The sequence below is a fragment of the Acidovorax sp. GW835-FHT14G06 genome, from assembly GCF_058793595.1.
Window position 1 is genome coordinate 80588 of sequence record NZ_JBXAGA010000014.1, and the last position, 25145, is coordinate 105732.

25 protein-coding genes and 1 pseudogene are annotated in these 25145 nt (G+C 65.2%); 16 read left to right on the forward strand and 10 right to left on the reverse strand.

Annotated elements, in window-relative coordinates; genetic code table 11:
* The first annotated feature begins 162 nt into the window (after positions 1-162).
* The 7 genes from AC1Q64_RS21710 (at position 163) to mdtD (ending at position 6529) form a co-directional block, all read left to right on the forward strand.
* Positions 163-2130 (forward strand): serine/threonine protein kinase, encoded by a 1968-nt coding sequence (locus tag AC1Q64_RS21710; protein WP_492252792.1) that lies wholly within the window; start codon positions 163-165, stop codon positions 2128-2130.
* 191 nt (positions 2131-2321) lie between these two features.
* Positions 2322-2753, forward strand: coding sequence for a 50S ribosomal protein L13 (gene rplM, locus AC1Q64_RS21715; RefSeq protein ID WP_015015720.1), 432 nt, complete (start codon positions 2322-2324; stop codon positions 2751-2753).
* An 11-nt stretch (positions 2754-2764) separates the two neighbouring features.
* The gene (gene rpsI, locus AC1Q64_RS21720; RefSeq protein WP_005798582.1) at positions 2765-3157 is read left to right on the forward strand and encodes a 30S ribosomal protein S9; all 393 of its coding nucleotides are present in this window, start codon (positions 2765-2767) and stop codon (positions 3155-3157) included.
* Between the two features lie 157 nt (positions 3158-3314).
* The gene (locus AC1Q64_RS21725; RefSeq protein ID WP_291436516.1) at positions 3315-4025 is read left to right on the forward strand and encodes a DUF6776 family protein; all 711 of its coding nucleotides are present in this window, start codon (positions 3315-3317) and stop codon (positions 4023-4025) included.
* Between the two features lie 154 nt (positions 4026-4179).
* Entirely contained in the window at positions 4180-4578 is a 399-nt protein-coding gene (locus tag AC1Q64_RS21730; protein WP_056057955.1) for a bactofilin family protein, read from the forward strand.
* Positions 4579-4638: 60 nt separating this feature from the next.
* A complete protein-coding gene (gene erpA, locus AC1Q64_RS21735) occupies positions 4639-5004 on the forward strand; it encodes an iron-sulfur cluster insertion protein ErpA (RefSeq protein WP_008907234.1) in 366 nt (121 codons plus the stop codon).
* A gap of 103 nt (positions 5005-5107) precedes the next feature.
* Positions 5108-6529: a multidrug transporter subunit MdtD gene (gene mdtD / locus AC1Q64_RS21740; RefSeq protein ID WP_492252793.1), complete on the forward strand. Its 1422-nt coding sequence runs from the start codon at positions 5108-5110 to the stop codon at positions 6527-6529.
* A 33-nt stretch (positions 6530-6562) separates the two neighbouring features.
* On the opposite strand, the gene AC1Q64_RS21745 is transcribed toward mdtD, so the two are convergent.
* Together AC1Q64_RS21745 and AC1Q64_RS21750 are read right to left on the reverse strand one after the other, a co-directional pair.
* Positions 6563-7672, reverse strand: a complete 1110-nt coding sequence (locus tag AC1Q64_RS21745; RefSeq protein ID WP_492252794.1) for an anhydro-N-acetylmuramic acid kinase — start codon at positions 7670-7672, stop codon at positions 6563-6565.
* 35 nt (positions 7673-7707) lie between these two features.
* A complete protein-coding gene (locus AC1Q64_RS21750) occupies positions 7708-9078 on the reverse strand; it encodes a peptidoglycan DD-metalloendopeptidase family protein (protein WP_492252795.1) in 1371 nt (456 codons plus the stop codon).
* A 204-nt stretch (positions 9079-9282) separates the two neighbouring features.
* On the opposite strand from AC1Q64_RS21750, the gene tyrS reads away from it, so the two are divergent.
* Complete coding sequence (tyrS, locus tag AC1Q64_RS21755) at positions 9283-10515, forward strand: tyrosine--tRNA ligase (RefSeq protein WP_492252796.1); 1233 nt, start codon at positions 9283-9285, stop codon at positions 10513-10515.
* A gap of 90 nt (positions 10516-10605) precedes the next feature.
* On the opposite strand, the gene AC1Q64_RS21760 is transcribed toward tyrS, so the two are convergent.
* A complete protein-coding gene (locus AC1Q64_RS21760) occupies positions 10606-11610 on the reverse strand; it encodes a LysR substrate-binding domain-containing protein (protein ID WP_492252797.1) in 1005 nt (334 codons plus the stop codon).
* A gap of 132 nt (positions 11611-11742) precedes the next feature.
* Between AC1Q64_RS21760 and AC1Q64_RS21765 the strand changes: the two genes are divergently transcribed.
* Positions 11743-12282, forward strand: coding sequence for a DUF2917 domain-containing protein (locus tag AC1Q64_RS21765; protein WP_492252798.1), 540 nt, complete (start codon positions 11743-11745; stop codon positions 12280-12282).
* 105 nt (positions 12283-12387) lie between these two features.
* The gene (locus AC1Q64_RS21770) at positions 12388-12765 is read left to right on the forward strand and encodes a DUF2917 domain-containing protein (protein ID WP_291436804.1); all 378 of its coding nucleotides are present in this window, start codon (positions 12388-12390) and stop codon (positions 12763-12765) included.
* 117 nt (positions 12766-12882) lie between these two features.
* Here AC1Q64_RS21770 and AC1Q64_RS21775 read toward each other — a convergent pair whose 3' ends face one another.
* Positions 12883-13497 (reverse strand): TetR/AcrR family transcriptional regulator, encoded by a 615-nt coding sequence (locus AC1Q64_RS21775; protein WP_492252799.1) that lies wholly within the window; start codon positions 13495-13497, stop codon positions 12883-12885.
* A gap of 160 nt (positions 13498-13657) precedes the next feature.
* Here AC1Q64_RS21775 and fabF point away from each other — a divergent pair, with 160 nt between their 5' ends.
* A complete protein-coding gene (gene fabF, locus AC1Q64_RS21780) occupies positions 13658-14932 on the forward strand; it encodes a beta-ketoacyl-ACP synthase II (protein WP_492252800.1) in 1275 nt (424 codons plus the stop codon).
* A 59-nt stretch (positions 14933-14991) separates the two neighbouring features.
* Here fabF and AC1Q64_RS21785 read toward each other — a convergent pair whose 3' ends face one another.
* Entirely contained in the window at positions 14992-15390 is a 399-nt protein-coding gene (locus AC1Q64_RS21785) for a BLUF domain-containing protein (protein WP_291436798.1), read from the reverse strand.
* 127 nt (positions 15391-15517) lie between these two features.
* On the opposite strand from AC1Q64_RS21785, the gene AC1Q64_RS21790 reads away from it, so the two are divergent.
* The 3 genes from AC1Q64_RS21790 (at position 15518) to AC1Q64_RS21800 (ending at position 18686) form a co-directional block, all read left to right on the forward strand.
* Positions 15518-16273: a Crp/Fnr family transcriptional regulator gene (locus tag AC1Q64_RS21790; RefSeq protein WP_492252801.1), complete on the forward strand. Its 756-nt coding sequence runs from the start codon at positions 15518-15520 to the stop codon at positions 16271-16273.
* 176 nt (positions 16274-16449) lie between these two features.
* Complete coding sequence (glmU, locus tag AC1Q64_RS21795) at positions 16450-17880, forward strand: bifunctional UDP-N-acetylglucosamine diphosphorylase/glucosamine-1-phosphate N-acetyltransferase GlmU (RefSeq protein WP_492252802.1); 1431 nt, start codon at positions 16450-16452, stop codon at positions 17878-17880.
* Positions 17877-18686 (forward strand): sensor histidine kinase, encoded by an 810-nt coding sequence (locus AC1Q64_RS21800; RefSeq protein ID WP_492252803.1) that lies wholly within the window; start codon positions 17877-17879, stop codon positions 18684-18686. The genes glmU and AC1Q64_RS21800 overlap by 4 nt, the downstream gene beginning before the upstream one ends.
* Before the next feature lie 21 nt (positions 18687-18707).
* Here the strand turns inward: AC1Q64_RS21800 and AC1Q64_RS21805 are convergent, their stop codons facing one another.
* The 4 genes from AC1Q64_RS21805 to AC1Q64_RS21820 all read right to left on the reverse strand — a co-directional run bounded on the left by AC1Q64_RS21805 (position 18708) and on the right by AC1Q64_RS21820 (position 21993).
* Entirely contained in the window at positions 18708-19760 is a 1053-nt protein-coding gene (locus tag AC1Q64_RS21805; RefSeq protein WP_291436790.1) for a sensor domain-containing diguanylate cyclase, read from the reverse strand.
* Between the two features lie 157 nt (positions 19761-19917).
* Positions 19918-20298 (reverse strand): MerR family transcriptional regulator, encoded by a 381-nt coding sequence (locus tag AC1Q64_RS21810; protein WP_492252804.1) that lies wholly within the window; start codon positions 20296-20298, stop codon positions 19918-19920.
* Positions 20295-21323 carry a DnaJ C-terminal domain-containing protein gene (locus AC1Q64_RS21815; RefSeq protein WP_291436786.1) on the reverse strand — a complete coding sequence of 343 codons (1029 nt, stop codon included), beginning with the start codon at positions 21321-21323 and terminating at the stop codon, positions 20295-20297. The genes AC1Q64_RS21810 and AC1Q64_RS21815 overlap by 4 nt, the downstream gene beginning before the upstream one ends.
* 181 nt (positions 21324-21504) lie before the next feature.
* Positions 21505-21993, reverse strand: coding sequence for an Lrp/AsnC family transcriptional regulator (locus AC1Q64_RS21820; RefSeq protein ID WP_492252805.1), 489 nt, complete (start codon positions 21991-21993; stop codon positions 21505-21507).
* A gap of 139 nt (positions 21994-22132) precedes the next feature.
* Here AC1Q64_RS21820 and glmS point away from each other — a divergent pair, with 139 nt between their 5' ends.
* Positions 22133-24067, forward strand: coding sequence for a glutamine--fructose-6-phosphate transaminase (isomerizing) (gene glmS / locus AC1Q64_RS21825; protein ID WP_492252806.1), 1935 nt, complete (start codon positions 22133-22135; stop codon positions 24065-24067).
* Positions 24068-24301: 234 nt separating this feature from the next.
* Here glmS and AC1Q64_RS21830 read toward each other — a convergent pair whose 3' ends face one another.
* Entirely contained in the window at positions 24302-24586 is a 285-nt protein-coding gene (locus AC1Q64_RS21830; RefSeq protein WP_056638830.1) for an antitoxin, read from the reverse strand.
* Between the two features lie 236 nt (positions 24587-24822).
* Between AC1Q64_RS21830 and AC1Q64_RS21835 the strand changes: the two are divergent.
* Positions 24823-25068: pseudogene (locus tag AC1Q64_RS21835) on the forward strand (transposase); the annotation flags it as partial.
* Positions 25069-25145: the final 77 nt, after the last annotated feature.

The window sequence follows — 25145 nt, forward strand, 5'->3', positions numbered from 1 at the left end:
GTGATGTTTTTGGCAGACATGTCGCACTTTGTTAGCCATTTGTTGCCAAATTCGGTGCGGCCATGCTTCATGATCGCGCCTGCGGCGGGGCCAGCGTTTCGCCGCCGCCCTCATTGATTTGCTTTTGATTTTGAAATTGCCAGCACGCCCCGTCCTCTGACCATGACCGCAAGCTCCAGCACAGCCCCCGCCAGTGGTGTCAGCCATATTGATGCGCTGCCCCCTGGCACCCGCCTGGCGGAGTTCGAGATCCTGGCGTTGCTGGGGGTGGGCGGTTTTGGCATGGTCTACAAGGCGTTTGACCATTCCCTGCACCGGGCGGTGGCCATCAAGGAGTACATGCCCTCGGCGCTGGCCGGACGCTCGCAGGGGCAGTCGCTCTGGGTGCGGTCCTCGTCCGACCAGCAGACCTTCCAGGCCGGGCTGGTCTCTTTTGTGGGCGAGGCCCGTCTGCTGGCGCAGTTTGACCACCCCTCGCTGGTCAAGGTGTTCCGCTTCTGGGAGGCCAATAACACGGCCTACATGGTCATGCCGCTGTACTCGGGCATGACGTTCAAGCAGGCCCGGGCCCAGATGCGCACCCCCCCACCCGAGGCCTGGCTGCGCAAGCTGCTGTGGTCGGTGCTGGACGCGCTGCGCGTGCTGCACGATGGCAACACGCTGCACCGCGACATTTCGCCGGACAACATCTTCCTGCAGGACAACGGCCCGCCGGTGCTGCTGGACCTGGGCGCCGCCCGGCACGCCATCAACGACCAGGACCGCAAGCACACGGCCGTGCTGAAGGTGAACTACGCACCCATCGAGCAGTATTCCGACGGCGACGAGGAACTGCGCCAGGGCCCTTGGAGCGACCTGTACTCGCTGGCGGCGGTCATGCACGGCTGTCTGGCCAACGACACGCCCTTGCCCGCCACGCTGCGTTCCATCCGCGACCGCATGGTGTCGTTCTCCCGCATCGCCAAAACCGTCAAGCGGCAGTTTGGCGTGGAGTATTCAGCGCCTTTTGTCGCGGCGATTGCTCAGTCCCTGGCCCTGCGGCCCGAAGACCGCCCGCAGAGCATTGATGCCTTTCTCCAGACCATGGAGATGACCTCGGCGCCGGACGATGTGCAGCACTTCGACTTCCGGGCAGAGCTGGGCGACATCTGGGTGGAACCCGCCGACCAGCCTGGCCCGGGCCTGACCACACCCACCGTGGACGTGACCTCCGCCCCCAAGATCGTGGCAGAGATGCAGGCTCAAGCCCAGCGCGCCGAAGCGGCTGCGGTGGTGGCAGCGCCGGATCCCGGTCGCGCCGTCGATGACTTTGGCGACGATACGGTCATGCTCGCCGGCCCGGACACGGTGGCGGCCGACGCCGGCGACACGGTGTTCATCGATGCAGGCGACACCGTCGTGGCCGATGACGACTCGCGTTTCGAAGACCTGCCGCACCATCGCTCCCTGGGGGTGTCCGGGCCGCGCGTTGCCGACCGTCGCCCTGCGCCGCTGGAGCGTGATGTGGTGCGAGGCAACGGCAAGCCTTCCAAATCGCCGCGGCGTTCACCCCTGGTTGCAGGCATTGTGGTGGCGGCCCTGGTGGCTGTGATGGCCGGAGCCGGTTGGCGCTGGAGCCAGGGCAGCAAGCCACTGCGCGACGACATCATCACCGAGATGGCCGAGCGGCCTGCGGCAGCGGCTTCTTCAGACTCCGCGTTGGTGGAAGCCAGCGCTCCTGCAGCTGCCGGGGGCGATGCAGTGGTAGTGGTCTCGGATGGCGCTGTGGCGTCCGCCAACGCCGCGTCAACCACTGCGGCCGTGCCCGCTTTTGTAGTCGCCTCTGCGCCCAAGGCTTCCCCCCGGGCCGCCAAGCGCGCAAATGCAGAGCCTGCACCCACCTCTATCGTGGTGCACGAAGAGCCCGTGCCTGCGCCGCCTCCGGTGGTGGCCGAGCCCAAGCCCCGCCCCGCGCCGCCGCCCCGTCTGCCCTCGCCGCAGGAGGTGTGTGCCGACGCCAACTTCCTGGCCCGCCCTATGTGTATTCACCAGGAATGCCAGAAGCCGTCCCAGGCCAATCAAACTGTCTGCGTGGAAAATCGTCGCCGTTACGAGGCCGACGAGCAGCGCCGCCGCCAGACGCCGAACTGACCTTAGCAGGCTGCCTGCGGACAATTGCTGGGGTGCTATTGCGCTAAAGCATGGCTCTTTCGTATAATGGAAGGCTTCGCAGCGCTTTTGTGGTCCCGCGGCGAAGACTTTTTGCCACCTAAGAGGCTTCCTTCAGAGAAGCACCGACCGTGGAAAAGGACCCGCCAAACCCTCTTTTGAAGAGAAAACTCATGACAACTACTTTCAGCGCAAAGCCCGCTGAGGTCGTGCACGAGTGGTTTGTGATTGACGCGACCAACAAGGTCCTCGGACGAGTAGCCAGCGAAGTTGCTCTCCGTTTGCGCGGCAAACACAAGGCCATTTACACGCCTCACGTCGATACCGGTGACTTCATCGTCGTTATCAACGCAGCCCAACTCAAGGTCACCGGCACCAAGTCCCTGGACAAGGTGTACTACCGTCACTCGGGTTACCCCGGCGGTATCACGGCTACGAACTTCCGCGACATGCAAGCCAAGCACCCCGGCCGCGCGCTGGAAAAGGCTGTCAAGGGCATGCTGCCCAAGGGCCCCCTTGGCTACGCGATGATCAAGAAACTCAAGGTGTACGGTGGTGCCGAGCATCCCCACACCGCCCAGCAGCCCAAAGTGCTGGAAATCTAAGGAGCCTTGAGATGATTGGTGAATGGAACAATGGTACCGGCCGTCGCAAGTCCAGCGTCGCCCGCGTGTTTCTGAAAAAAGGCTCCGGCAAGATCACGGTGAACGGCAAGGACATCCAGTCCTACTTCGGCCGCGAAACCTCGATCATGATTGCCAAGCAACCCCTGGCGTTGACCAACCATGTCGAAACCTTCGACATCCAGATCAACGTGCACGGTGGTGGTGAATCCGGTCAGGCTGGCGCTGCCCGCCACGGTATCACCCGCGCTCTGATCGATTACGACGCATCCCTCAAGCCCGTCCTGAGCCAAGCCGGCTTCGTGACCCGCGATGCACGTGAAGTCGAACGTAAGAAGGTCGGCCTGCACTCTGCACGCCGCGCCAAGCAGTTCTCCAAGCGTTAAGCTGTGGCCCTGCCGGATGTTGCCTTGGGCAGCATCCACTGCAAGGTACTCCCCGCGAGTGCTTTACAGAAAAAAACCGCCTTCGGGCGGTTTTTTCGTTTATGGTGCGCTCTTTTCTTTTTGGGGGGAGTCCTTCCATGGTCCGCCACTCAAGCCTATGCGCTTTCGCCTGCTTCGCCGTCGGTTGACCATCAGTGCCCCCCGGGTGGCCATCCGCAGTGCATTGCCCTGGCCCTTTCGCTGGCTGGCCCTGGCCGTGGTGATGGGTTTCTGCGCTGCCGTGGCGTTGTGGGCTTTCGAGTTCGGCAAATCCATTGCGGGGCTTGATACCGTTTCGCGTGACGAGGTGATCCATATGAAGGCGGAGATCAGCCGCCTGCGCGAAGAGGGCCAGGAGCGCCAGACGGTGGCATTGACCGCCGAGAGCCTGCTGGCTACCGAGCGCGCTGCCAAGGAGAGCCTGATGGCCCAGGTGCGCCAGCTTGAAGCCGACAACCGCACGCTGCGCGAGGACCTGGGCTTCTTTGAAAAGCTGATCCCTGCCGCCAAGACCGATGGGCTAGCCATTCGCGCCTTGCAGGCCGAGGTGCTGGGCGGGATGCAGCTGCGTTGGCAGGTACTGGTGATCCAGGCCGCCCGCAATGCGCCGGAGTTCAACGGGCGGCTGGAGTTGGTGCTGGCGGGCACTCTGGATGGCAAGCCATGGACACAGACCCAGCCGCCCCAGGGCCAGTCGCTGCAGGTCAAGCAGTACCGCCGCGTCGAGGGTGTGCTCGATCTGCCGCCCCAGGCCGTGGTAAAAACCGTGACCGCGCGCGTGCTGGAGGGAACAACCGTCCGCACCAGCCAGACCATGGCCATCGAATAGTGTGATGTTGGTGGTGATGCCCCGGCAAGGTCCCGACGCACTCTCCCTGCTGGCCCGTCACCTGCCGTCTTCCACCACCTGCAGCCGATCTGGCACACATTCCATCCGCAAGCGGGCCTCCCAGTCCGCCTGCTCCTCAAGGAGTCCCCTGACCATGTTCTCGCGTAAAAAGCAGCCGCCCATCAAAAGCCTGGTGGCGCAGGGCACCAAGATCGAAGGCAATGTACATTTTGCTGAGGGTATGCGCATTGATGGTGAGGTGGTCGGCGATATCCGTGCGGCGGCGGATCAGCCCAGCATCCTCGTGATTTCCGAGACGGCGCGGGTCGAGGGAGCGGTACATGCCGACCATGTGATCATCAACGGCCAGGTGCTGGGCCCTGTGCATGCGGGCGAACTGCTGGAGTTGCAGCCCAAGGCGCAGATCACGGGCAATGTGCATTACAAGGCCTTGGAGATGCACCAGGGCGCAGTGATCGCGGGACAATTGATTCCGATGGCCGTGCTGGTGGAGGAAAAGCCCCCACTCAAGTTAGCGTCAAACAGTCAGTGACCTGAATTCCCGAGAGGTTTGCAGTAGTATTCCGTGCAAACCCTGAACCCGGAGTACCCCATGAGCGCAGTTGCCGAAAACATCCAGACCGAAATGCCCGCCCCCATCCTGTTCACGGACAGCGCGGCGGCCAAGGTGGCGGACCTGATTGCCGAAGAAGGCAACCCCGACCTGAAGCTGCGGGTGTTTGTGCAAGGCGGCGGCTGCTCCGGCTTCCAGTACGGCTTCACGTTCGATGAAATCACCAACGAAGACGACACCACGATGACCAAGAATGGCGTGTCGTTGCTCATCGACGCCATGAGCTACCAGTACCTGGTGGGCGCCGAGATCGATTACAAGGAAGACCTGCAAGGCGCGCAGTTCGTGATCAAGAACCCGAACGCCACCACCACCTGCGGCTGCGGCTCCAGTTTTTCGGCTTGAGGGTCACCGTGCCAGGCTCAGTCCTGCACTCCTGAATGAATCAACCGCCTTCGGGCGGTTTTTTCATGGGAGTCGTTTTCCCGTTTTGGAAACCCTGCAAACCATGCATCAGGAACCCTCCCAGAAAGTGCTGCTGTGGCTGGTGGCCGTTGGCTTCTTCATGCAGACGCTGGACGCCACCATCGTCAACACCGCGCTGCCCGCCATGGCTCAGAGCCTGGGCGAGAGCCCGCTGCGCATGCAGTCGGTGGTCGTCGCATATTCGCTGGCCATGGCGATGCTGATCCCCGCGTCGGGCTGGGTGGCCGACCGGTTTGGTGCGCGCCGGGTGTACTTTCTGGCCATCGTCTTTTTTGTGGCGGGTTCGGTGTTCTGTGCCCTGTCGCACAGCCTGACCCAGCTGGTGGCTTCCCGGGTGCTCCAGGGGCTGGGTGGCGCGCTGTTGCTTCCAGTGGGGCGGCTGGTGGTGCTGCGTACCTTCCCGCGCGAGAAGTTCTTGCAGGCCATGAGTTTTGTGGCCATTCCCGGGCTGATAGGCCCGCTGATCGGTCCCACCCTGGGGGGCTGGCTGGTCGAGGTGGCCTCCTGGCACTGGATCTTTCTGATCAACGTGCCGGTGGGCCTGCTGGGCTGTGCCGCCACCCTGCGCTACATGCCGGGGGTACCTGCGCCGACGGTGGCGCGGTTTGACCTCGCGGGCTACCTGATGCTGGCCTTTGGCATGGTGGCGCTGTCGCTGGCGCTGGATGGCCTGGCCAGCCTGGGGCTGCGGCAGGCGAGTGTGCTGGTGCTCATGATCTTTGGGCTGGCCAGCCTGGTGGCCTATTGGCTGCATGCGGCGCGGCGGCCTGACCCGCTGTTTTCGCCCCGGCTTTTCTCGGTGGATACCTTGCGCATCGGGCTGCTGGGCAATCTGTTTGCGCGGCTGGGCAGCTCGTGCATGCCGTTCCTGATTCCGCTGCTGCTGCAGGTCACCATGGGCTACTCGCCCCTGCAGGCAGGCATGATGATGCTGCCCGTGGCGGTGGCGGGCATGTCCATGAAGCGGTTCACCACGACGCTGATCACCCGCTTTGGTTACCGCCAGGTACTGGTGGGCAACACTTTGTTGGTCGGCCTGACCATGGCCAGCTTCGGGCTGGCGGCGCCCGCGCAGCCGATGTGGGTGCATGTGGTGCAGCTGGCGGTGTTTGGCGCGGTGAACTCGCTGCAGTTCACGGCCATGAACACCGTGACCCTCAAGGACCTGGGGCACGACATGGCCAGCAGCGGCAACAGCCTGCTGTCGATGGTGCAGATGGTGGCCATGGGCATGGGGGTGGCTGCGGCGGGGGCGGTGCTGGCGGCATTCACCGATTTTTTCCAGCCCCCAGGCACGGCTCAGACCCTGCAAGCCTTTCAGGCCACGTTTGCCTGCATGGGGCTGATCACGGTAGCTTCGGCGGGCATCTTCTGGCAACTGTCGCCACAAGACCGTTCCGGTACACAGGCTGGGGCCTCGGTCAATGCCGGGGATCACGGCTGATCGCCGTGCCAAAGGCTGTGTGGGCCTGACGCCTCAGGCCGGGTACACCGCACCCAACACGCGGTGGCCAACTGCACCCGTCACGCTGGGCAGATTGCCTGGTTCACCCTGCAGCGTCTGGCGTGCCAGCCAGGCAAACGCGGCGGCCTCCACCTGCAGCGCTGGCAGGCCCAGCGCATCGGTGGCCACCACCTGCAAGGACGGGCAGGCAGCCTGCAGTCGTTGCATGAGCTGGCCATTGAGCGCGCCACCGCCGCATACGGCCAGGGTTTTGCTATTATTTATATAGCTGTTGGCGCATATGGCACTAGCGCTTGCGGTGAATTCTGTCAATGTCGCCTGTACATCGGCCGCAGCGGCCTGTGCAAAGGGCTGCAGGTGCGCGGCCAGCCAGGCGGGGTTGAACAGGTCGCGGCCCGTGCTTTTTGGGGGGGGCTTGTGAAGGTACGGCTCCTGCAGCAACGCAGCCAGCAGGCCCGGTAGCACCCGGCCCGTGGCGGCCCAGGTCCCGTCCTTGTCAAACGGCTGGCCGGTGTGCTGCTGGCACCAGTGGTCCATGAGGGCGTTGCCAGGGCCGCAGTCAAAGCCCAGCACGCTGCCATCTGCCCCCAGCACGCTGAGGTTGGAGATGCCGCCAATGTTCAGCACCAGCACCGTTTCGTCCGGCCGGCCGAACACGCCCTGGTGGAAGGCAGGCACCAGCGGTGCGCCCTGGCCACCTGCCGCCACATCGCGGCTGCGCAGGTCGGCCACCACGGCAATGCCCGTCAGCTCGGCCAGCAGTGCAGGGCTGCCCAGTTGCAGGGTGTAGCCCGTTCCGTCGAACTCCTGGGGGCGGTGCCGCACGGTTTGCCCATGGGCGCCGATAGCGCGGATGGCGCTGGCCGGTTGGCCGCTGCGCTGCAGCAGGGTATGCACCACCTCGGCATAGGCGCGCGACAAGGCATTGCCTGCGAGGGCCGCACGGTGCAGCTCGTTGTCGCCCGGGGTGTTGAGGGCCAGCAGCTCGGCACGCAGCGCAGGCGCAAAGGCGGTGCTGGCATGGTGCGTGACCCGCAGGTGCGGGCCGGAGAAATCTGCGAGCACCCCGTCGATCCCGTCGAGCGAGGTGCCTGACATCAGGCCGATGTACAGATCGGACATGGCCTGATGTGGTGTCTTGGCGAGCGGGTGCGAGATCAGTCTGCGCTGGCTTGCTCGATGAGCGCTGCGGCGTTCAGCTGAACGCGCATGTTGGCAGCCAGGCGGTTAAACGCAGGGCGCGCAGCCGCCGATACAGGGGCGGCGGCTTCGCTCTGGGCCACGATGGTCATCGGGTCCTGGTGCACGCCGTTGACGCGGAACTCAAAGTGCAGGTGGGGGCCGGTGGCCCAGCCTGTGGCACCCACGGCACCCAGCGTCTGGCCCTGTTCGACCGACTGGCCCTGACGCACGTCGATGCGGCTCAGGTGGGCATAGACCGTGACGTGCTGGTTGCGGTGCTTGATGAACACCACGTTGCCGTAGCCGTTCTGCACCCCCGCAAACTCCACCACGCCATCGCCCACCGTGCGCACAGCGGTGCCGGTGGGGGCCGCAAAGTCGGTGCCCAGGTGGGCGCGCCAGGTTTGCAGGATGGGGTGCAGGCGCATCTTGAAGCCGCTGGTCACGCGCGAGAACTCGACGGGCGAGGTCAGGTAGGCGCGGCGCATGCTTTCGCCGTCCAGGGTGTAGTACGCGCCCTTGGTAGCGCCGGGTTCCTGGAACCAGACGGCCTGGTGGGTCTTGCCGTTGTTGACGAATTCGGCGCTCAGCACGCGGCCGCTGGACAAAGGCTCGCCATCGGCTTCCAGCGTTTCGTACACCACCGAGAAGCGGTCGCCTTTGCGCAGCGAGCGGCGGAAGTCGATATTGCCCGAGAACAGCTCGGCCACTTGTACGGCCACGGCGTCGGGGATGTTCGACGCGTCGGTGGCGGCAAACAGCGAGCTGTGAATGATGCCGCCCGCCAGACGGCTGTTGGTCGTCATCTTGGCGGTTTCGATGCGCGTCGCAAATTGGTTGTCGCTCTTGCGCTCGACGATCAGGCGGCGGAAATTGCCGCTGTCGTCCGCTACCCAGCGCACCGTCAGGCGGATGAGACGGTGGTCATCGGTGGTTTCTGCCGACACGATACGGCCGGTGCGGCCCAGCACGTTCTGGCGCACCGGCGTGTCGCCACGCATGAAGGCGGCGGCGGCTGGGTCGGCCACGCTCATGCGCTGCAGCAGGGACTCGGGGGTGTCGCTGCTGCGCACCTGTTCGGAGCGGAACAGCGAAAAACTGGGGGCATCCAGCTGGCCCAGCACCAGGTTCTCGGCCAGCGATTCGACCGGGTAGTTCACCATGCGCACCGGCAGCTCTGCCGGATCGGGCGCGAAGGATGCCACGGCAAATGCTCCGCCGCCGCCAGTCAGCAGAATGGCTGCGACAGCGGCAGTGATGCGTTTGGGGTGTTGTTGGATCGTGCGGGACAGCCGGTCAAGCAAAGCGATGCTGGCGGTGCGGACCGTAGTGAGGCCGTGAATCAAAGGTCTATCCCCAGGGTGATTGCGGATCCGTGGCACACCCCCGGTGTGAATGCGGGGCGGGGCCAGGAGCACAGACTGTCAGGCTGCAGCCATTCGACAGGTTGATGAAAAACAGGTCGAAACGGCGGGCCCACTAGAATCCGCCTCTGCAATGTGGGCTGAAGTATAGCGGTGCATGCTGTCTAGACATCCCAAAAAACCCTTATGAATCAATCTGCTGTTACAACAACCCCGGTCTCTGATGGTGTAAGACAAGCCCTTGAAATCTCGCTGCGTGGCGTGCAGGAGCTGCTGCCACAGGACGAATGGGTCAAGAAGCTGGCGCGCTCGGAGGCCACCGGCCAGCCGCTGCGCATCAAACTGGGCCTGGACCCCACGGCCCCCGACATCCACATCGGCCACACGGTGGTGCTGAACAAGATGCGGCAACTGCAAGATCTGGGCCACCAGGTCATCTTCTTGATCGGCGACTTCACCAGCTTGATCGGTGACCCCTCGGGCCGCAACAGCACCCGCCCGCCGCTCACGCCCGAGCAGATCAAGGTGAATGCCGAGACCTATTACAAGCAGGCCAGCATGGTGCTGGACCCCGCGCGCACAGAGATCCGCTACAACAGCGAGTGGAGCGAACCCCTGGGCGCCAGCGGCATGATCCAGCTGGCCTCCCGGTACACCGTGGCGCGCATGATGGAGCGCGACGACTTTCACAAGCGCTTCACCACCGGCCAGTCCATCGCGGTGCACGAGTTTCTGTACCCGCTGATGCAGGGCTACGACTCGGTGGCCTTGAAAAGCGACCTGGAGCTGGGCGGCACGGACCAGAAGTTCAACCTGCTCATGGGCCGCCATTTGCAGCAGGAATACGGCCAGGAGCCACAGTGTGTGCTCACCATGCCGCTGCTGGTGGGTCTGGATGGCGTGGACAAGATGTCCAAGTCCAAGAACAACTACATCGGCATTGCCGAAGACGCCAACACCATGTTCGCCAAGGTGCTGTCGATCAGCGACACCCTGATGTGGGACTGGTACACGCTGCTGTCGTTCAAGAGCCTGGCCGATATCGCCGCGCTCAAGGCGGAGATCGCTGGTGGACGCAACCCCAAGGACGCCAAGGTGATGCTGGCCAAGGAGATCACCACGCGCTTTCACAGCGCGGCAGCCGCCGATGCGGCCGAGCAGGACTTCATCAACCGCAGCAAGGGCGGCGTGCCCGATGAGATTCCCGAAGTGTCCCTGTCCGGCGCGCCGCTGGGCATAGGCGCCTTGCTCAAGCAGGCCAACCTGGCTCCGTCCGGCAGTGAGGCCAATCGCCTGATCGACGGCGGCGGCGTGCGCGTGGAGGGCAGTGTGGTCAGCGACAAGGGCCTGAAGCTCGAAGCGGGCACCTACGTGGTGCAGGTGGGCAAGCGCAAGTTTGCACGGGTGACTTTGACCTGATTTGGGTCAAAACAGCCGCAAGCGCTAGAAGAATAAGCGCTGATAGCTATCAAAATGAAAGCGTTGAGGCCGAAGGGCCCAGCGCTTTTTTCATTGGGAGCCGTCCAGGTTGTCGTTCAGGTCCGGGTCGGGCACATCGCCAATCGCCTGGCGAGTGGCCTCGGCCTGCACCTGCAGCCAGGCGCAAAACGCCTTGATCTCCGGCCGTTGCGCGCTGCGCGGCCCCACCATGAGCCAGTAGGCCAGGGGCGAGTCGATGCGGTGGCCGGGCAGCACCTCCACCAGGTCGCCCGAGGCCAGGGCATCGGCAATCAGTGGCATGCGCGCCAGGGCCAGGCCCTGGCCGGCCAGCGCGGCCTGCACGATCTGGTGGGCGTAGTTGAAGTACAGCCAGCGCTGGGGCTGTAGCTTGGTCAGGTCGCGGGTGTCGAACCAGCGGCGCCAGCTCAGGTATTCCAGGTAGTGCGTGCGGTGGGCGTCGCCCGCCTCGATCAGGGTGAACTGCGCCACATCGGCGGGGGTGCGCAGCGGCTTGCCGCTCTTGAGCAGCCAGGGGCTTGCCACCACGGCCAGTTGCTCGCCAAACAGGCGGATGCCGCCCTGGGTGGCTCCGGCGGGCATGGCGTAGCGCAGGGCCAGGTCCACGTCCGAGGTTTCCAGGTCCACCTGCACGTCGCTCGCATCAATGCGGATGTCGATGCCCGGGTTGTCGCGCTGGAACTCCTCCATGCGCGGGATCAGCCACATCGACGCAAAGCTGGCCCAAGTGGTGATGGCCACACTGCGGCGTCCTGCCGTCTGGCGCACCAGGCGCACGGCGGCGTCCATGCGCTCCAGCGCCGGGCCCACGGCGCGTTGCAGCTGCGCGCCCGCGCTGGTCAGCTCCACGGCACGGGTATGGCGCAGGAACAGGGGCACGCCCACTTCTTCTTCCAGCGCCTGGATCTGGCGGCTCACGGCCGACTGGGTGAGCGCTAGCTCATCGGCGGCCGCGCGGAAGTTCAGGTGTTTGGCCACGGCCAGAAAGGCACGCCAGTGGCCCGTGGCCACGGGGCGGGTGCGCAGTACAGCGGGGGAATATTCGGCAGAAGCCATGGCAGTTGTCCTGGAAGGCGATTCATGCGTTGACGGAATGAATAGCGTACCGCGTTTTCATTGGACTGTGTACGGTGCAAGGCGCACCATTCAGGCTCTTCAACACGTTTTACTGAAGCCAAGGAGCCTGTCATGTCCCCCCGCAACGTTCTGGAATCGCAACAATCCGTCCACGCCGCCCTGGCTGGCCGTCGTGCGGCCGGTTGCTGGAAACTTGCCACAGGCCGGGCCTTGTCGCTGCGCCCGCACACCCATGGTGTGTTGCAGATTGCCCAGGGGCAGGTCTGGCTCACTTTGAGCGGGTCTTTGGCGGATTTGCCGGGTGCGGCGGCCGACCATGTGCTGCGGGCTGGCGAGCAATTGACCATTGCGCCGGGCCAGCATGTGGTGATGGAGGCCTGGAACCCCCGGGGCAGCGCCGAGGCTGTGGCTTTCCGCTGGGACGTCATGGCATCCCCCGCCCTGGTGCCGCCTGCCAGCCTGGCCGCCCGAGATTGGGAATGTGGCGTGGTGCAGCCGCTGCGCGACCTGGTGCAGGCGCTCGCCCAAGGCGGACGCGCCCTGGGTGCGGCACTGGCCGATGTGACGGGCGCAGGCGGGCGGTTTGCCGCTGGCCTGGCCCGGTTTGCTCTCAATCGGATAGCGCCCCAGTGGCAGCGCAGGGCTGCTTGACGACGACATGCAGGAAAAGCATCAATCGGTGCCGTGCTTTTCATTGGACGTTGTTCTGCAACCCGCGCACCATACGGTCTTATTAGGGTTAACCCGGAGAAAATCATGACAACCTCTCACGCTCTGCATCTGTTCGCATCTTCCCGCGCCATGGGCGCTGCCTCCGGTGAGGCTGGCAGCGTGGCCGCTGGCGCCGCCGTCACTCTGGCCCCCAGGGCCGCGATGACCTTGCGCATCTCCGAAGGCCAGGCTTGGGTTACGCTGGGCAAGGGCCTGTGCGATAGCAGCGACGTGTTTCTGTGTGCCGGCCAGTCGCTGCCTGTGGCGGCAGGCCAGTCGGTGGTGGTTGAGCCCCTGAACGGGCGCCGCCTGCAATACCGCTGGGTGCGCGGCGATGCCGCCAGTGCCCGCCCTGCATCGTGGTGGCGCCGTGCGTCTGTGGGCAATGGGGCTCCCGCCTGGGGCGACGCCTGCTGCGCCTGACCTGGTCTGAGGGGCTTGGGTGCCTCGGTGGGGGCGTGGAGTCAGAGTCCAAAAGAGCTGCTAGCGCTTGTCCGTCAAGCGGTAGCAGCTCTTTTTTTGATAGCATTGGGGCAAGCGCTAGGCCGTCTGCGGGTCTTCGCCCAACAGCCCGATCAACTGGGTCTGCAGCGTCGCCAGCAATTCATCCGACAACGCGGGCTGCGCCGCAGCGGTGGCCCGGGCCAGCACCAGCCCGCCCACCATGGTGGCCAGCACTTGTATCGCGCGCTCCCGGTCTTGTGGCTGCACCGTAGCGCTGCCTGCCTCGGCCCTGCCGTCTGCCAGCAACTGGGCAAACCGCTGGATGTTGCGCTCGATGCCCTGGGCAAACACTTCCGACAGCCCGCCGCCCGCCCGTGCGGCGTCCACCGCCAGCGCAGCGACGGGGCAACCTGTGCCCGGCGCGTCGCGGTGCTGGGGCGAGAGGTAGCGCTGGATGCGCTCGCCCACGGTGGTGTGGGGTGTTGCGCCTTCCAGCGGGGTCATCGACCAGTCAAACGCTCGTGTACACGCCTCCTGCACCAGCGCATCCTTGGACGCGAAATGCCGGTACAGCCCGCCATGCGTAAGCCCGGCATCGCGCGTGATGTCGGCCACCCCCACGCCGGTCAGCCCCCGCTCGCGGTACAAGCGGGATGCTGCGTCCAGGATGCCCTGCCGGTTTTCTGCGGCCTGTGCTTTGGAAACCTTCATGAAAGCCTCTTATTGATTGCGGTCGTACGCAAAAAGTGGGTTCGCGGTTTATGATGACGATTGCAATCATAAAGGCGCAGAACCTCTGTGCCGCAACTGTCTGACGAGGTGAATCCATGAAAAAAGCGAGTGGCGTGTGTAGCAACGAGGGCGTGGCCTGATGCGCCGCGTGGTGGTCACGGGCATGGGCCTGGTGTCGCCGCTGGGCTGCGGCGTGGAACTGGCGTGGCAGCGCTTGCTGGCTGGGCGCTCCGGCCTCTCGCGCTTGCCGGACGCGGTGACGGAAGGCATTGCCGCCAAGGTCGCCGGGCAGGTTCCCGGCATAGCGCAAGACCCCGAGGGCGGCTGGGATGTGGACGCCATCGTCTCGTCCAAAGACCAGCGCAAGATGGACCGCTTCATCCCCTTTGCGCTGGGCGCGGCGCAGCAGGCGCTGGCGCAGGCCGGCTGGCCGCCCGCCGATGAGCGTGCGCGCGAGCGCACGGCCACGGTGATCGCTTCGGGCATTGGCGGCTTTGGCGCGATTGCCGAGGCCGTGCGCACCACCGACACGCGCGGCCCGCAGCGCCTGTCGCCGTTCACGGTGCCCTCCTTCCTCGTCAATCTGGCCGCCGGGCAGGTGTCGATTCGCCATGGCCTCAAGGGACCGCTGGGAGCGCCGGTCACCGCGTGCGCCGCCAGCGTGCAGGCGATTGGCGATGCCGCACGCCTGATCCGCAGCGGCGAGGCAGATGTGGCCGTGTGCGGCGGCAGCGAGGCCGCTATCGACCGTGTGAGCCTGGGCGGTTTTGCGGCGGCCAAGGCGCTCGGCACGGCGTTCAATGACACCCCCGAGCAGGCATCGCGCCCGTTCGATGCGCAGCGCGACGGTTTTGTGATGGGCGAGGGCGCGGGCATGCTGGTGATCGAGGCGCTGGACCACGCCCTCGCGCGCGGCGCCACGCCACTCGCAGAGCTGGTGGGTTACGGCACGTCGGCCGACGCGTACCACATCACCTCAGGCCCCGAAGATGGTGACGGCGCCGCGCGCAGCATGTTGGCCGCGCTCGCGCAGGCGGGCCTCACGGCGCAGGACGTGCAGCATCTGAACGCACACGCCACCTCCACGGGTGTGGGCGACCGGGGTGAGTTGGCCGCCATCCGCCGTGTGTTTGGCGCGGGGGCACAGGTGGCCATCAGCTCCACCAAGTCGGCCACCGGCCACCTGCTGGGAGCGGCGGGCGCGGTGGCCGCCATCTTCACCACGCTGGCGCTGCGCGACCAGGTGGTGCCGGGCACGCTGAACCTGCACACGCCCGATGCGTTGGCCGAGGGGCTGGACCTGGTGGCGCTGCGGCCCCGGCCCATGGCGGTCACGCACGCCATGCTCAACGGGTTTGGTTTCGGTGGCGTGAATGCCACGCTGATCCTGCGGCGCTGGTTGCCAACGGCTTGAGACTGCCCACGCGGGCGCATGTGCCGCACGGTGCGCAACGGGCGCAGGGCAGCGCCTGTTCAGATCACGAGTTCGCCGCGCATGGCTTCAAACGCGGCCAGTGCCGCTTCGCCATCGAGCCGCTCCATGCGGGACAGCGCGTCGGCGTCTTCCACCGTGCTGAACGCCAGGCTGAACTGCTGAAACCGCCGCCCCGCCAACGGGCCGTTGTGCACCACCTCCACATTCACATGCCGCGGGTCGTTGCGGATGCGTTCGATGAGCTTGAGCACCGATTTTTGCGGGCCTTCGAGCTGCTGGCAAAAGCGCTGGCCGTCAAAGATCAGCAGGCCCGTGACGTCCAGCTCGGCGTTGACCTGGCGCGCCTTCGCGGCAATCTCTGCCACGACGGCGGTCGGCTGGTCGGGCGCCAGCGTGCTGACGTAGAGAACTTCGTAGAGGGCGGAGCTGATTTTCATAAGTAGCGCCCAATGTAGGAGGGCCGCCTGCGCGGTGCAATGTCAAAAGACATAGAGGTACGGCAGGCGTTGCGGGGCCGCTGCACTGCTTCGCGGTCACGGCCCTGGTCCCTAGAATGGCGCCACCATGAACGTCTCCCTGCCGCCCCACGCGTGTCCGCCTGCCTGCCAGCAATGCCGCTTGCGCAAAACGGGAGCCTTCACGGCCGTGAAACCGGAGGTGCTGGATTTCATTGAAGGCTTTCGTACCGACAGCCTCGCCGTGGAAGCGGGCGGTGCGCTGGTGCGCGAGAACCAGACCAACGCCAAGTTGTTCACGCTGTATGCGGGCTGGGCGTTTCGCTACAAGACGCTGAGCGACGGGCGCCGCCAGATCCTCAACTTCCTGCTGCCCGGCGACCTGGTAGGCCTGCAGCAGGAGTTTGGCGATGTGTCGGCCCACGGTATCGAGGCGCTGACCGACTGCTCGCTGTGCGTGTTCCAGAACGACAGTCTGTGGGCGCTGTTTCGCGAGCATCCGCGCCTGGGCTACGACATCACCTGGCTGTCCGCGCACGAAGAGGGCCATGTGGACGACAACCTGCTCACCGCTGGCCGCCGCAACGCCACTGAGCGTGTGGCCATGCTGCTCATGCACCTGTACCGCCGGCTGGACCGCATCGGGCTGGTGGAAGAGGGCTCGGTGGCGTTCCCGCTCAACCAGCAGCACATTGCCGATGCGCTCGGGTTGTCGCTGGTGCATACCAACAAGACGCTTCGGCGCCTGGCCATGCTGGGCCTGCACGAGCTGAAAAACGGGCGGCTGCGCCTGCTCAACACCCGCGCGCTGGCGCGCATCGCCGAGTATTACGACACCCCGCCACGGTTGATGCCGCTGCTGTAGGCCACGCAGACTCCTGAACGCGACAAAGTTCGTGTGCCAGGGGGCGAAGGCGCCTATAGTGAAAGCGCCAGCAGCTATCAAATAAATAGCGCTGGGTGCCCTGCAGGTGGCAGCACGATAATCCTCGCCATGCCCGCGCGGCGTGCCCTGACCGCGCTCACCACACCGATCTGTTTATGACCCCACTCGACATCCTCATCATGGCGGCCGGCAAGGGCACGCGCATGCAAAGCCGCACCCCCAAAGTGCTGCAGCGCCTGGCCGGGCGCCCGCTGCTGCACCATGTGCTGGACCAGGCCGCGCACCTGCAGGCCCGCAGCGCCATCGTCATCACGGGCCATGGTGCTGCAGAAGTAGAAGCAGCTACCGCAGGAGCGATCGGCGCTACCGGCACTTTTGACCTGAAATTTGTGCGCCAGGAGCCCCAGCTGGGCACGGGCCACGCCGTGTTGCAGGCCGTGCCTCACCTGCGTGACGACGGCACGGCGGTGGTGCTGTCGGGCGATGTGCCGCTGACCCAGGCCGACACCTTGCGCGCGCTGGTGGCTGCGAGTGCAGGCGAGCAATTGGCGCTGCTCACCGTGACCCTGCCCGACCCCGCGGGCTACGGCCGCATCGTGCGCAATGCAGAAGGCGCCGTGCAAGGCATCGTCGAACACAAGGATGCGACCGAGGCCCAGCGAGCCATCACCGAGGTTTACAGCGGCATCATGGCCGTACCTGCGCGGCTGCTCACGCCCTGGCTGGCGCGGCTGAAGAATGACAACGCCCAGGGCGAGTACTACCTCACCGACATCGTCGCCATGGCCGTGACCGACGGTGTGCCCGTGGTGGCCCACCGCATCACCGACGCACTGCAGGTGGCGGGCGTCAACAGCCCGCTGCAACTGGCCGAGCTGGAGCGTGCCCACCAGCTGCGCACCGCGCGCAGCCTGATGGAGCAGGGCGTGCGACTGGCCGACCCAGCACGCTTTGACCTGCGCGACGACACCCGCACCGGCGTGCGTGGCGAGCTGGTCTGCGGGCAGGACGTGGAGATCGACGTGAACTGCGTCTTCACCGGCCGCGTGGAGCTGGGCGAGGGCGTGAGCATCGGCGCGAACTGCTGCATTGCCAATGCGCGCATCGCGGCCGGCGCTGTGATTCACCCCTACACCCATATCGATGGCGAAAAGGCTGGCGTCACGGTGGGCGAAGGTGCGCTGATCGGTCCCTTTGCCCGCCTGCGCCCCGGCGCGCAGCTGGGCCGCGAGGTGCACATCGGCAACTTTGTGGAAGTGAAAAACAGCACCCTGGCCGATGGTGCGAAAGCCAACCACCTGGCCTATCTGGGCGACGCCACCGTGGGCGAACGCGTGAACTATGGCGCAGGCAGCATCACCGCCAACTACGACGGCGCCAACAAGCACCGCACGGTGATCGAGGCCGACGTACACGTGGGCAGCAACTGCGTGCTGGTGGCGCCTGTGACCATTGGCGCTGGCGGTACGGTGGGCGGCGGCAGCACCATCACCAAGAGCACGGCGCCCGGCGCGCTGAGCGTGGCGCGGGGCAAGCAAGTCAGTATTGCCAACTGGAATCGCCCCGCCAAACAACCCAAGCCATGAACCAGCCAGACGCCAGCGCCGGGCAGGATCTGCAGCAACTGCGCGCCGAACTCGCCCGCAGCCAGCAGCAGGTGGCCGACATGGTGGCTGCGCAAGAGGAGTTCTTGCGCGCGGTGTCGCACGACCTGCGTGCGCCGCTGCGGCATGTGACCTCGTACGGCACGCTGGTACGCGAGGTGCTGGGCGACCTGCCACCCGAGGTGGTGCAGGGCGCTGAGGTGCAAGAGGCACTGGGCTTCCTCGCCACCATGGACCAATCGGCCCGGCGCATGGGGCTCATGATCGACGGCCTGCAAGCCCTGGTGCGTGCCACACGCGCGCCTCTGCGGCTGCAGCCCGTGCCGCTGGTCGATGCCATCGCGCAGGCACGCATCACCTTGGACGCTGCCGAAGCAGGGCGAGCTGTGGAGTGGCGCATAGGCGCGGACCTCCCCACGCTGCAGGCCGACCCCACGCTGCTGCAGGAGCTGTTGGTGCAGCTGCTGGGCAATGCCCTCAAGTTCACCCGCCCCGTGGCGCAAGCGTGCATCACGGTGTCGGCGGACGCGGCACCGGCAGGCGAGGTCGCCTTCACCGTGCAGGACAACGGTGTGGGGTTCGACCCGGCACGCGCGGGCAGCTTGTTTGGCGTGTTCCAGCGCCTGCACCGCGAGACCGAGTTCGAGGGTGTGGGCACAGGCCTGGGGCTGTGCCGTGCCATTGCGCAGCGCCACGGCGCACAGATCAGTGCGACGGCAGTGCCGGGGGCAGGCTGCACGGTAAGGGTGCAGTGGCCGGTGAGTCCTGCAGCCGCCAACGAGATCTGAAGCTACCCGCCGTGGTGGCCTTTATACAGCCGGCACCAGCGCCGGCTCCATGCACCCGGCCACCTGATTGCGCCCACCATTCTTGGCCGCATACAGCGCTGCGTCGGCCGCGTCGATCCACGCACGCAGGCTGCTGTGGCGGTGGTCGGCCGGGGCCACGCCGATGCTGCTGGTGATGCGCAGCTCGGGCAGGCTGCGCAAGCGCACGCCTTCGGTCTGCTCGCGGATGCGCTGGGCAATGGCCAGCGCATCCCGTGCTTGCATGCCGGGCAGCACGATGGCAAATTCATCCCCGCCGTAGCGCCCCGCGCAGTCGCCCGCGCGCACGTTGCCCCGCACCACATGGGCGAGCGCGCGGATCACCTCGTCACCCACGGTGTGGCCGTAGGCGTCGTTGATCTCCTTGAAGTGGTCGATGTCCAGCATCAGCATGCAGGCTGGCTCGTCGGTGGTGTGGTGGCGGCGCAGTGCGGCCTCGGCCTGTTCTTGCCAGTGGCCGCGCCCGAACAGGCCGGTCAGCGCGTCCACCCGCCGCAGTTCGTCCAGCATCTGGTTATGGCGCGCAGACTGCCGGATAAGCTGGTAGCTGACGATGCTGACCGACAGCGTATGCAGCGACATCACCGGCAGGCACGCCACCATCACGCGCATGGAGGTCTCTGGCGACCAGTGCAGTCCCATGACGGCGGTGCTGGCGATGCCGGCCGCCAGCATCACCCACAGGGCGCGCGCCCACAGCCCCCGGATGCCGGTGGTGATCTTGTCCACCATGGTCAGGGTGAGCAGCAGCACGCTGGGCAACAGGTTGAAGTGCATCAGCGGCACCAGCGTGGCGACCAGGGCCGAGTCGATGAGCAGGTTGCGCACCTCGGCGGCATAGGGGTCGGCGGATCGGCGTGTGAGCAGGTAGGCCACATGCGGCCACACCAGCGTTGGCAGCAGCAGCGCCGCCCAGGCCATGGCGGATGCCTGGCGCTCCCATAGCACCATCGCCACCACCATGCCGCCCAGCCCCATGCCCAGGATGCGCAAGGGGTAGATGCGGCGGGGCATCTGGCGGCGGGGTGTGGGCATGGATGTGAAAGGGAGCCAGGGGCGCCACCGGGGCGTCCACCGGCCATGGGTAGAAAGTGCGACGGAGCTTACAACGCGCTGCGAAGCGATACCAGCACGAAATGACCACCCACGCGCACGCGGCTACTGCAGCGCGCTACTGGGGGCTATGGCTCTTTCAATGCGCCCGCAGGTGCCGCAGTTGCTGGCGCAGCGTCGCCACTTCCTCGATCAGGTCGGCCGTGAGCGCGGCCAGGTGGGGGTCGGCGTCAAAGGTGACTTCGAGGTGAGCGATGCGCCGCGCGCGCACCACGGTGGCGCCGCTGAAGCGCCAGGTGCTGGGGTCGTCAACCCCTACGGCGCCCGGCTGGAGCAGGCCGTCCTGCAGCCGGGCCATAACCCAGTCAGCGTCCATGCGGCAGGCGCGGGCCAAGGCGTCCAGCGTCAGGGCCGCGCCGTTGGGCGGGGTGGCTGTAGTGTGGTCAGTAGCGTGGTCGGTATCGTCCAGCAGCTCGGCGAGCGGGGTGGTGGGCGTGGGCTGGCTCATGGTTGGGCTCATGGCTGGGCTCCTGGCTGCGCCGTGGAGGTGGGGCGCGGTTGGTAGTGGGCAAAGGCTTGCGCCAGTGCGGCGTAGGCGGCTCGCTCGGCGTCGTTGGTGGCTGGGGGCAAGGCCAGGTGCAGCTCCAGGTACAGGTCGCCCGGGGGGTGGCCTGGAATGCCACGGCCCTTCAGGCGCAGCTTGCGCCCGGACTTCCAGCCTGCGGGCACGCTCACTTCGATCACCGATCCGCCGGGCGTGGTGACCTCGACGGACGCGCCCAGTGCGGCCTCCCACGGGGTCACGGCCAGTGGCTGGTACACATCGCGCCCTTCGGCGCGCCAGCGCGGGTCGGGCTTGAACAGCACCTCCAGAAACAAATCGCCCGCTGGTGCGCCGCCCCAGCCCGGGCTGCCCTGCCCAGCCAGGCGGATGAGCTGGCCCTCGCGCACGCCCTGGGGAATCTTGACGGCCAGCTGGCGCTCGTCGCGCACCAGCGATCCGTCGTCGGCCTGGTGTGCGCTTTGCAGTGTGAGGGTGCGCTCGGCGCCCCGGTAGGCGTCTGCCAGGTCGAGTTCGATGCGGGCATGGTGGTCGGTGCCGCGCTGTGCGTGGGCTTGCGGGCCCTGCGGTCCATCACCCCGCTCGGCGCGGCCTGATGTGCCACGTGCCCGCGCGGCTCGGCCAAACAGCTGCTCAAAAAAGTCGCTGTAGTCGCCCGACGCACCGCCGGGCCCGTGGGTGCCGCCATGGCTGCCTGCGCCGTCGGAGAATTCGAAACCGGCATCCCAGTGGGGCGGCGGGCGAAACTCCTGGCCGGGCCGTGCGTGGGGCTCCTGTGCCAGGCGGTCGTAAGCGGCGCGTTTTTCGGGATCTGACAGCACGGCGTTGGCCTCATTCAGCGCCGTCATGCGGGCAACGGCGTCGGGCTCTTTGCTCACGTCGGGGTGGTATTTGCGCGCCAGCTTGCGGTAGGCCTTTTTGATCTCGTCGGCCGTGGCCGTGGGGCTCACGCCCAGGGTCTGGTAGTAGTCCTTGAACTCCATGCAGCAGGCTCCTGCACAAGGAGCGTTGGCAACATGCGCGGCGCACACCCTGTGTATCGGAACACTCTATGCCGATGCGGCCCGAAGGCAATAGGACAACGCGAGGACAACGCGACCACCCGGCGCAGACGAAACTGCAATGAATGCAAATTGCTACTGTATTGATAGCTGTTCGGGCATATCAATCTAGCGCTACAGGTACTTTGGTCTCAAATTTCGCACGGCGGGTCGCAAAAAATGCTTTCACGTTGCGCACGTTGGCATCGCCTGTGAACAGGCGCTGCGACAGCGCCAAATAACCTGGCATGTCCCGTGTGTGCACCACCAGCACAAAGTCCGGCCCGGGCGACACGCGCCAGCACTGTTGCACGGCGGCCTCCTGCACGGCGCGGGCCTCAAAGGCGTCGAGCTGTTCGGCGCCCTGGCGGTCCAGCGACACCTCCACGATGCACGCCAGCCCATGGCCTTGCAACGCGGCCAGCCGGTCGGGCTGCAGGATGGCCACTTGGCGCTCGATCAATCCCACATCGTGCAGGCGCTTGATGCGGCGCAGGCAGGTGGGTGGGGACACATGCACCTGCTCGGCCAGGGACTGATTGCTCTGTGCGGCATCGGTTTGCAGCAGGTTGAGCAGCTGGAGGTCGATCGTGTCGAGGGATATTGATTCCATTGCTAGGAGAAATTTGAATAAAAATTTCATTAATGAAGATCTGTGAAATTAAAGTTCAAAAATATATAAATATCAATCGATAATTTTTCTCCGTGCTGCCTACGATCGCCCCATCGAATCCAACCCAGAGGCAACCACCATGTGCGGTATCGTCGGCGCGGTCTCCACGCGCAACATCGTTCCCATCCTCGTGCAAGGCCTGCAACGGCTTGAATACCGTGGCTATGACTCCTGCGGCGTGGCAGTGCATGCGTCCAGCCTGGACGCCACCCGCCCCGCTGGCTTGCAGCGCGCCCGCAGCACCGCCCGCGTGGCCGAGCTGCTGGAGCAGGTGAGCACCGAGCACATCGACGGTGCCACCGGCATCGCCCACACCCGCTGGGCCACGCATGGCGCGCCCGCCGTGCACAACGCCCACCCACATTTCAGCCACGGTACAGGCGCAGACGCGCAGGTCCAAAGCGCGGGCCGCGTGGCCCTGGTGCACAACGGCATCATTGAAAACCACGAAGAACTGAGAAAGGCATTGCAGGCGCGCGGCTACGTGTTTGCGAGCCAGACCGACACCGAGGTCATTGCCCACCTGGTGGACAGCCACTACAGCGGTGACTTGTTCGAAGCCGTACAGGCCACCGTGGCCGAGCTGCATGGTGCGTATGCCATCGCCGTCATGCACAAGGACGAACCCCACCGCGTGGTAGGCGCACGCGCCGGGTCGCCACTGATCCTGGGGGTGGGCAAGGACGCTGTCGCCGGGGCTTCAGCGTCACGCGAGCACTTTCTGGCCAGCGACGCCATGGCTTTGGCGGGCGTTACCGACCAGATCATCTACCTGGAAGAAGGTGACCTGGTGGACCTGCAACTGGGCCGCTACTGGATCGTAGGCAAGGACGGCAACGCGCTGACCACCGAGCAGCGCCCCGTGCGCACCGTGCTCGCCCACAGTGGCGCGGCCGAGCTGGGCCCTTACCGCCACTACATGCAAAAGGAAATCTTCGAGCAGCCGCGCGCCATCGCCGACACGCTGGAAGGCCTGGCCGGCATCGTGCCCGAGCTGTTCGACGGCGTGGGCCAGTACGGCGAGCCTGGCGCCGCCGCCTGGCGCGTGTTCAAGGAGATCGACAACGTGTTGATCCTGGCCTGCGGCACCAGCTACTACAGCGGCTGCACCGCCAAATACTGGCTGGAAGACATTACCGGCATCCCCACGCAGGTGGAAGTGGCCAGTGAATACCGCTACCGCACCAGTGTGCCCAACCCCCGTACCCTGGTCGTCACCATCAGCCAAAGCGGTGAAACCGCCGACACGCTGGCCGCGCTGCGCCACGCGCAGTCCTTGGGCATGCAACACACCCTCACCATCTGCAACGTGGCCACCAGCGCCATGGTGCGCGAATGCAAGCTGGCCTACATCACGCGCGCCGGGGTGGAGATTGGCGTGGCCAGCACCAAGGCCTTCACCACCCAACTGGCGGGCCTGTTCTTGCTGACGCTGGCGCTGGCCCAATCCAAGGGACGTTTGAGCGACGAGCAGGAATCAGCCCACCTCAAGGCCATGCGCCACCTGCCCGTGGCCTTGCAGGCCGTGCTGGCGCTGGAGCCTCAAATCATCAGCTGGGCCGAAGACTTTGCGCGCATGGAAAACGCGCTCTTTCTGGGCCGGGGGCTGCACTACCCCATCGCACTCGAAGGCGCCTTGAAGCTCAAGGAAATCAGCTACATCCACGCCGAGGCCTACCCGGCCGGTGAACTCAAGCACGGCCCCCTGGCCCTGGTCACCAGCGCCATGCCCGTGGTCACCGTGGCACCCAACGACACCTTGCTCGAGAAGCTCAAGAGCAACATGCAGGAGGTGCGCGCCCGCGGCGGAGTGCTCTACGTACTGGCCGACGCTGACACCCGCATCGAAAGCAGCGAAGGCATCCACGTCATCCGCATGCCCGAGCACTATGGCCCCTTGAGCCCGCTGCTGCATGTCGTGCCGCTGCAGCTGCTGGCGTATCACACGGCATGTGCGCGGGGGACGGATGTGGACAAGCCAAGGAATTTGGCAAAGAGCGTCACCGTGGAGTGACTTGGTGAACAGGCCGTTTTTCATCCTTAATTGACTAAAGTTATGGACTTTTTCATGTATAAAAATTAGATTTCAACAATTATTTTTCGATTGTGGGAATTTTCTACAAATTTGACTCATGCACTGTGGGTCGTAAAGATAGCTCTGCAGCCTGTAGATAAAGCCCCAAGGGTACCTGTCACCGGAAGCGGTTCGGACGGACGCATGAACGACAAGGAGTCGTGAATCCACGCACTACCTCGGGCTCAACAGGCTGGACGTCAAACCACACGTTCCTGAATTTGGCAAGCGTTCGCGCACCGCCATGAAGTCGGCCGAGGTCTTCACCCCCGAAGCAAAGAAGTCAGACCAATCGGTTGGACGCGGGGTCAACACCAGCCTCTCGCCATCGCGGCGGATGAACACCTCACGGACGGAATCGGCAAACCTGAATCCGGGCGGCAACACTACCGTCTGGGAGCCATTGCTCCAGCCGACGCGGGCTATCAGCAAAGGGTTGGTGGTGTGCTTTTTCGGCATGTCATCCTCCAGCAAAAAGACTGCTTATGCGAACAACTGCCCCCTTCGGCAGATCCTCATTGGCCACTGCCTGAAGCACCGATATCTGCGCAGGAGATAGCGGCCCATCGTCGGTATTCTGGGTAATTAAAGTCGTAAACACGCAATTAAAGTCGTAAACAAGCATCTAGGGAAATCCTGCAAAACCCCCCGCAGTGTTTGGTACATGTCAGCATGCAATGGCATCCTCACAGGCCATGAAGCAAAGCAGCCTTGACCTGAATCTGAGCACCAAGAAGACCCGCAAACAGGAACTGCTGGTCCAGATGGATCGGGTGGTTCCCTGGGCTGCATTGATCGATGTCATTGCCCCGTACTACCCCGAGGGCAAGAACGGCCGCCCACCCTTTGCCCTGGAGACCATGCTGCGCATCCACTGCATGCAGCAGTGGTTTACCTTGTCGGATCTGGCGATGGAAGAAGCCCTCTTTGACACCCCGATCTGTTGACGCCGACCGAAAACTGAGCCACTTTTTGGTGTGATGCCGACCTAAAACTGAGCCAGGTGTTTTACCTACCC

Bases quoted from the DNA above. Each gene is read 5' to 3' on its own strand.
- AC1Q64_RS21775 (WP_492252799.1), bottom strand. From the start codon at position 13,497: ATGAAGGTTTCCAAAGCACAGGCCGCAGAAAACCGGCAGGGCATCCTG.
- AC1Q64_RS21730 (WP_056057955.1), top strand. From the start codon at position 4,180: ATGTTCTCGCGTAAAAAGCAGCCGCCCATCAAAAGCCTGGTGGCGCAG.
- AC1Q64_RS21810 (WP_492252804.1), bottom strand. From the start codon at position 20,298: ATGAGCCCAACCATGAGCCAGCCCACGCCCACCACCCCGCTCGCCGAG.
- AC1Q64_RS21710 (WP_492252792.1), top strand. From the start codon at position 163: ATGACCGCAAGCTCCAGCACAGCCCCCGCCAGTGGTGTCAGCCATATT.
- AC1Q64_RS21765 (WP_492252798.1), top strand. From the start codon at position 11,743: ATGTCCCCCCGCAACGTTCTGGAATCGCAACAATCCGTCCACGCCGCC.
- rplM (WP_015015720.1), top strand. From the start codon at position 2,322: ATGACAACTACTTTCAGCGCAAAGCCCGCTGAGGTCGTGCACGAGTGG.
- glmU (WP_492252802.1), top strand. From the start codon at position 16,450: ATGACCCCACTCGACATCCTCATCATGGCGGCCGGCAAGGGCACGCGC.
- fabF (WP_492252800.1), top strand. From the start codon at position 13,658: ATGCGCCGCGTGGTGGTCACGGGCATGGGCCTGGTGTCGCCGCTGGGC.
- AC1Q64_RS21820 (WP_492252805.1), bottom strand. From the start codon at position 21,993: ATGGAATCAATATCCCTCGACACGATCGACCTCCAGCTGCTCAACCTG.
- AC1Q64_RS21725 (WP_291436516.1), top strand. From the start codon at position 3,315: ATGCGCTTTCGCCTGCTTCGCCGTCGGTTGACCATCAGTGCCCCCCGG.
- AC1Q64_RS21785 (WP_291436798.1), bottom strand. From the start codon at position 15,390: ATGAAAATCAGCTCCGCCCTCTACGAAGTTCTCTACGTCAGCACGCTG.
- AC1Q64_RS21790 (WP_492252801.1), top strand. From the start codon at position 15,518: ATGAACGTCTCCCTGCCGCCCCACGCGTGTCCGCCTGCCTGCCAGCAA.
- AC1Q64_RS21770 (WP_291436804.1), top strand. From the start codon at position 12,388: ATGACAACCTCTCACGCTCTGCATCTGTTCGCATCTTCCCGCGCCATG.
- AC1Q64_RS21815 (WP_291436786.1), bottom strand. From the start codon at position 21,323: ATGGAGTTCAAGGACTACTACCAGACCCTGGGCGTGAGCCCCACGGCC.
- glmS (WP_492252806.1), top strand. From the start codon at position 22,133: ATGTGCGGTATCGTCGGCGCGGTCTCCACGCGCAACATCGTTCCCATC.
- AC1Q64_RS21805 (WP_291436790.1), bottom strand. From the start codon at position 19,760: ATGCCCACACCCCGCCGCCAGATGCCCCGCCGCATCTACCCCTTGCGC.
- AC1Q64_RS21745 (WP_492252794.1), bottom strand. From the start codon at position 7,672: ATGTCCGATCTGTACATCGGCCTGATGTCAGGCACCTCGCTCGACGGG.
- mdtD (WP_492252793.1), top strand. From the start codon at position 5,108: ATGCATCAGGAACCCTCCCAGAAAGTGCTGCTGTGGCTGGTGGCCGTT.
- erpA (WP_008907234.1), top strand. From the start codon at position 4,639: ATGAGCGCAGTTGCCGAAAACATCCAGACCGAAATGCCCGCCCCCATC.
- AC1Q64_RS21830 (WP_056638830.1), bottom strand. From the start codon at position 24,586: ATGCCGAAAAAGCACACCACCAACCCTTTGCTGATAGCCCGCGTCGGC.
- AC1Q64_RS21800 (WP_492252803.1), top strand. From the start codon at position 17,877: ATGAACCAGCCAGACGCCAGCGCCGGGCAGGATCTGCAGCAACTGCGC.
- rpsI (WP_005798582.1), top strand. From the start codon at position 2,765: ATGATTGGTGAATGGAACAATGGTACCGGCCGTCGCAAGTCCAGCGTC.
- AC1Q64_RS21760 (WP_492252797.1), bottom strand. From the start codon at position 11,610: ATGGCTTCTGCCGAATATTCCCCCGCTGTACTGCGCACCCGCCCCGTG.
- tyrS (WP_492252796.1), top strand. From the start codon at position 9,283: ATGAATCAATCTGCTGTTACAACAACCCCGGTCTCTGATGGTGTAAGA.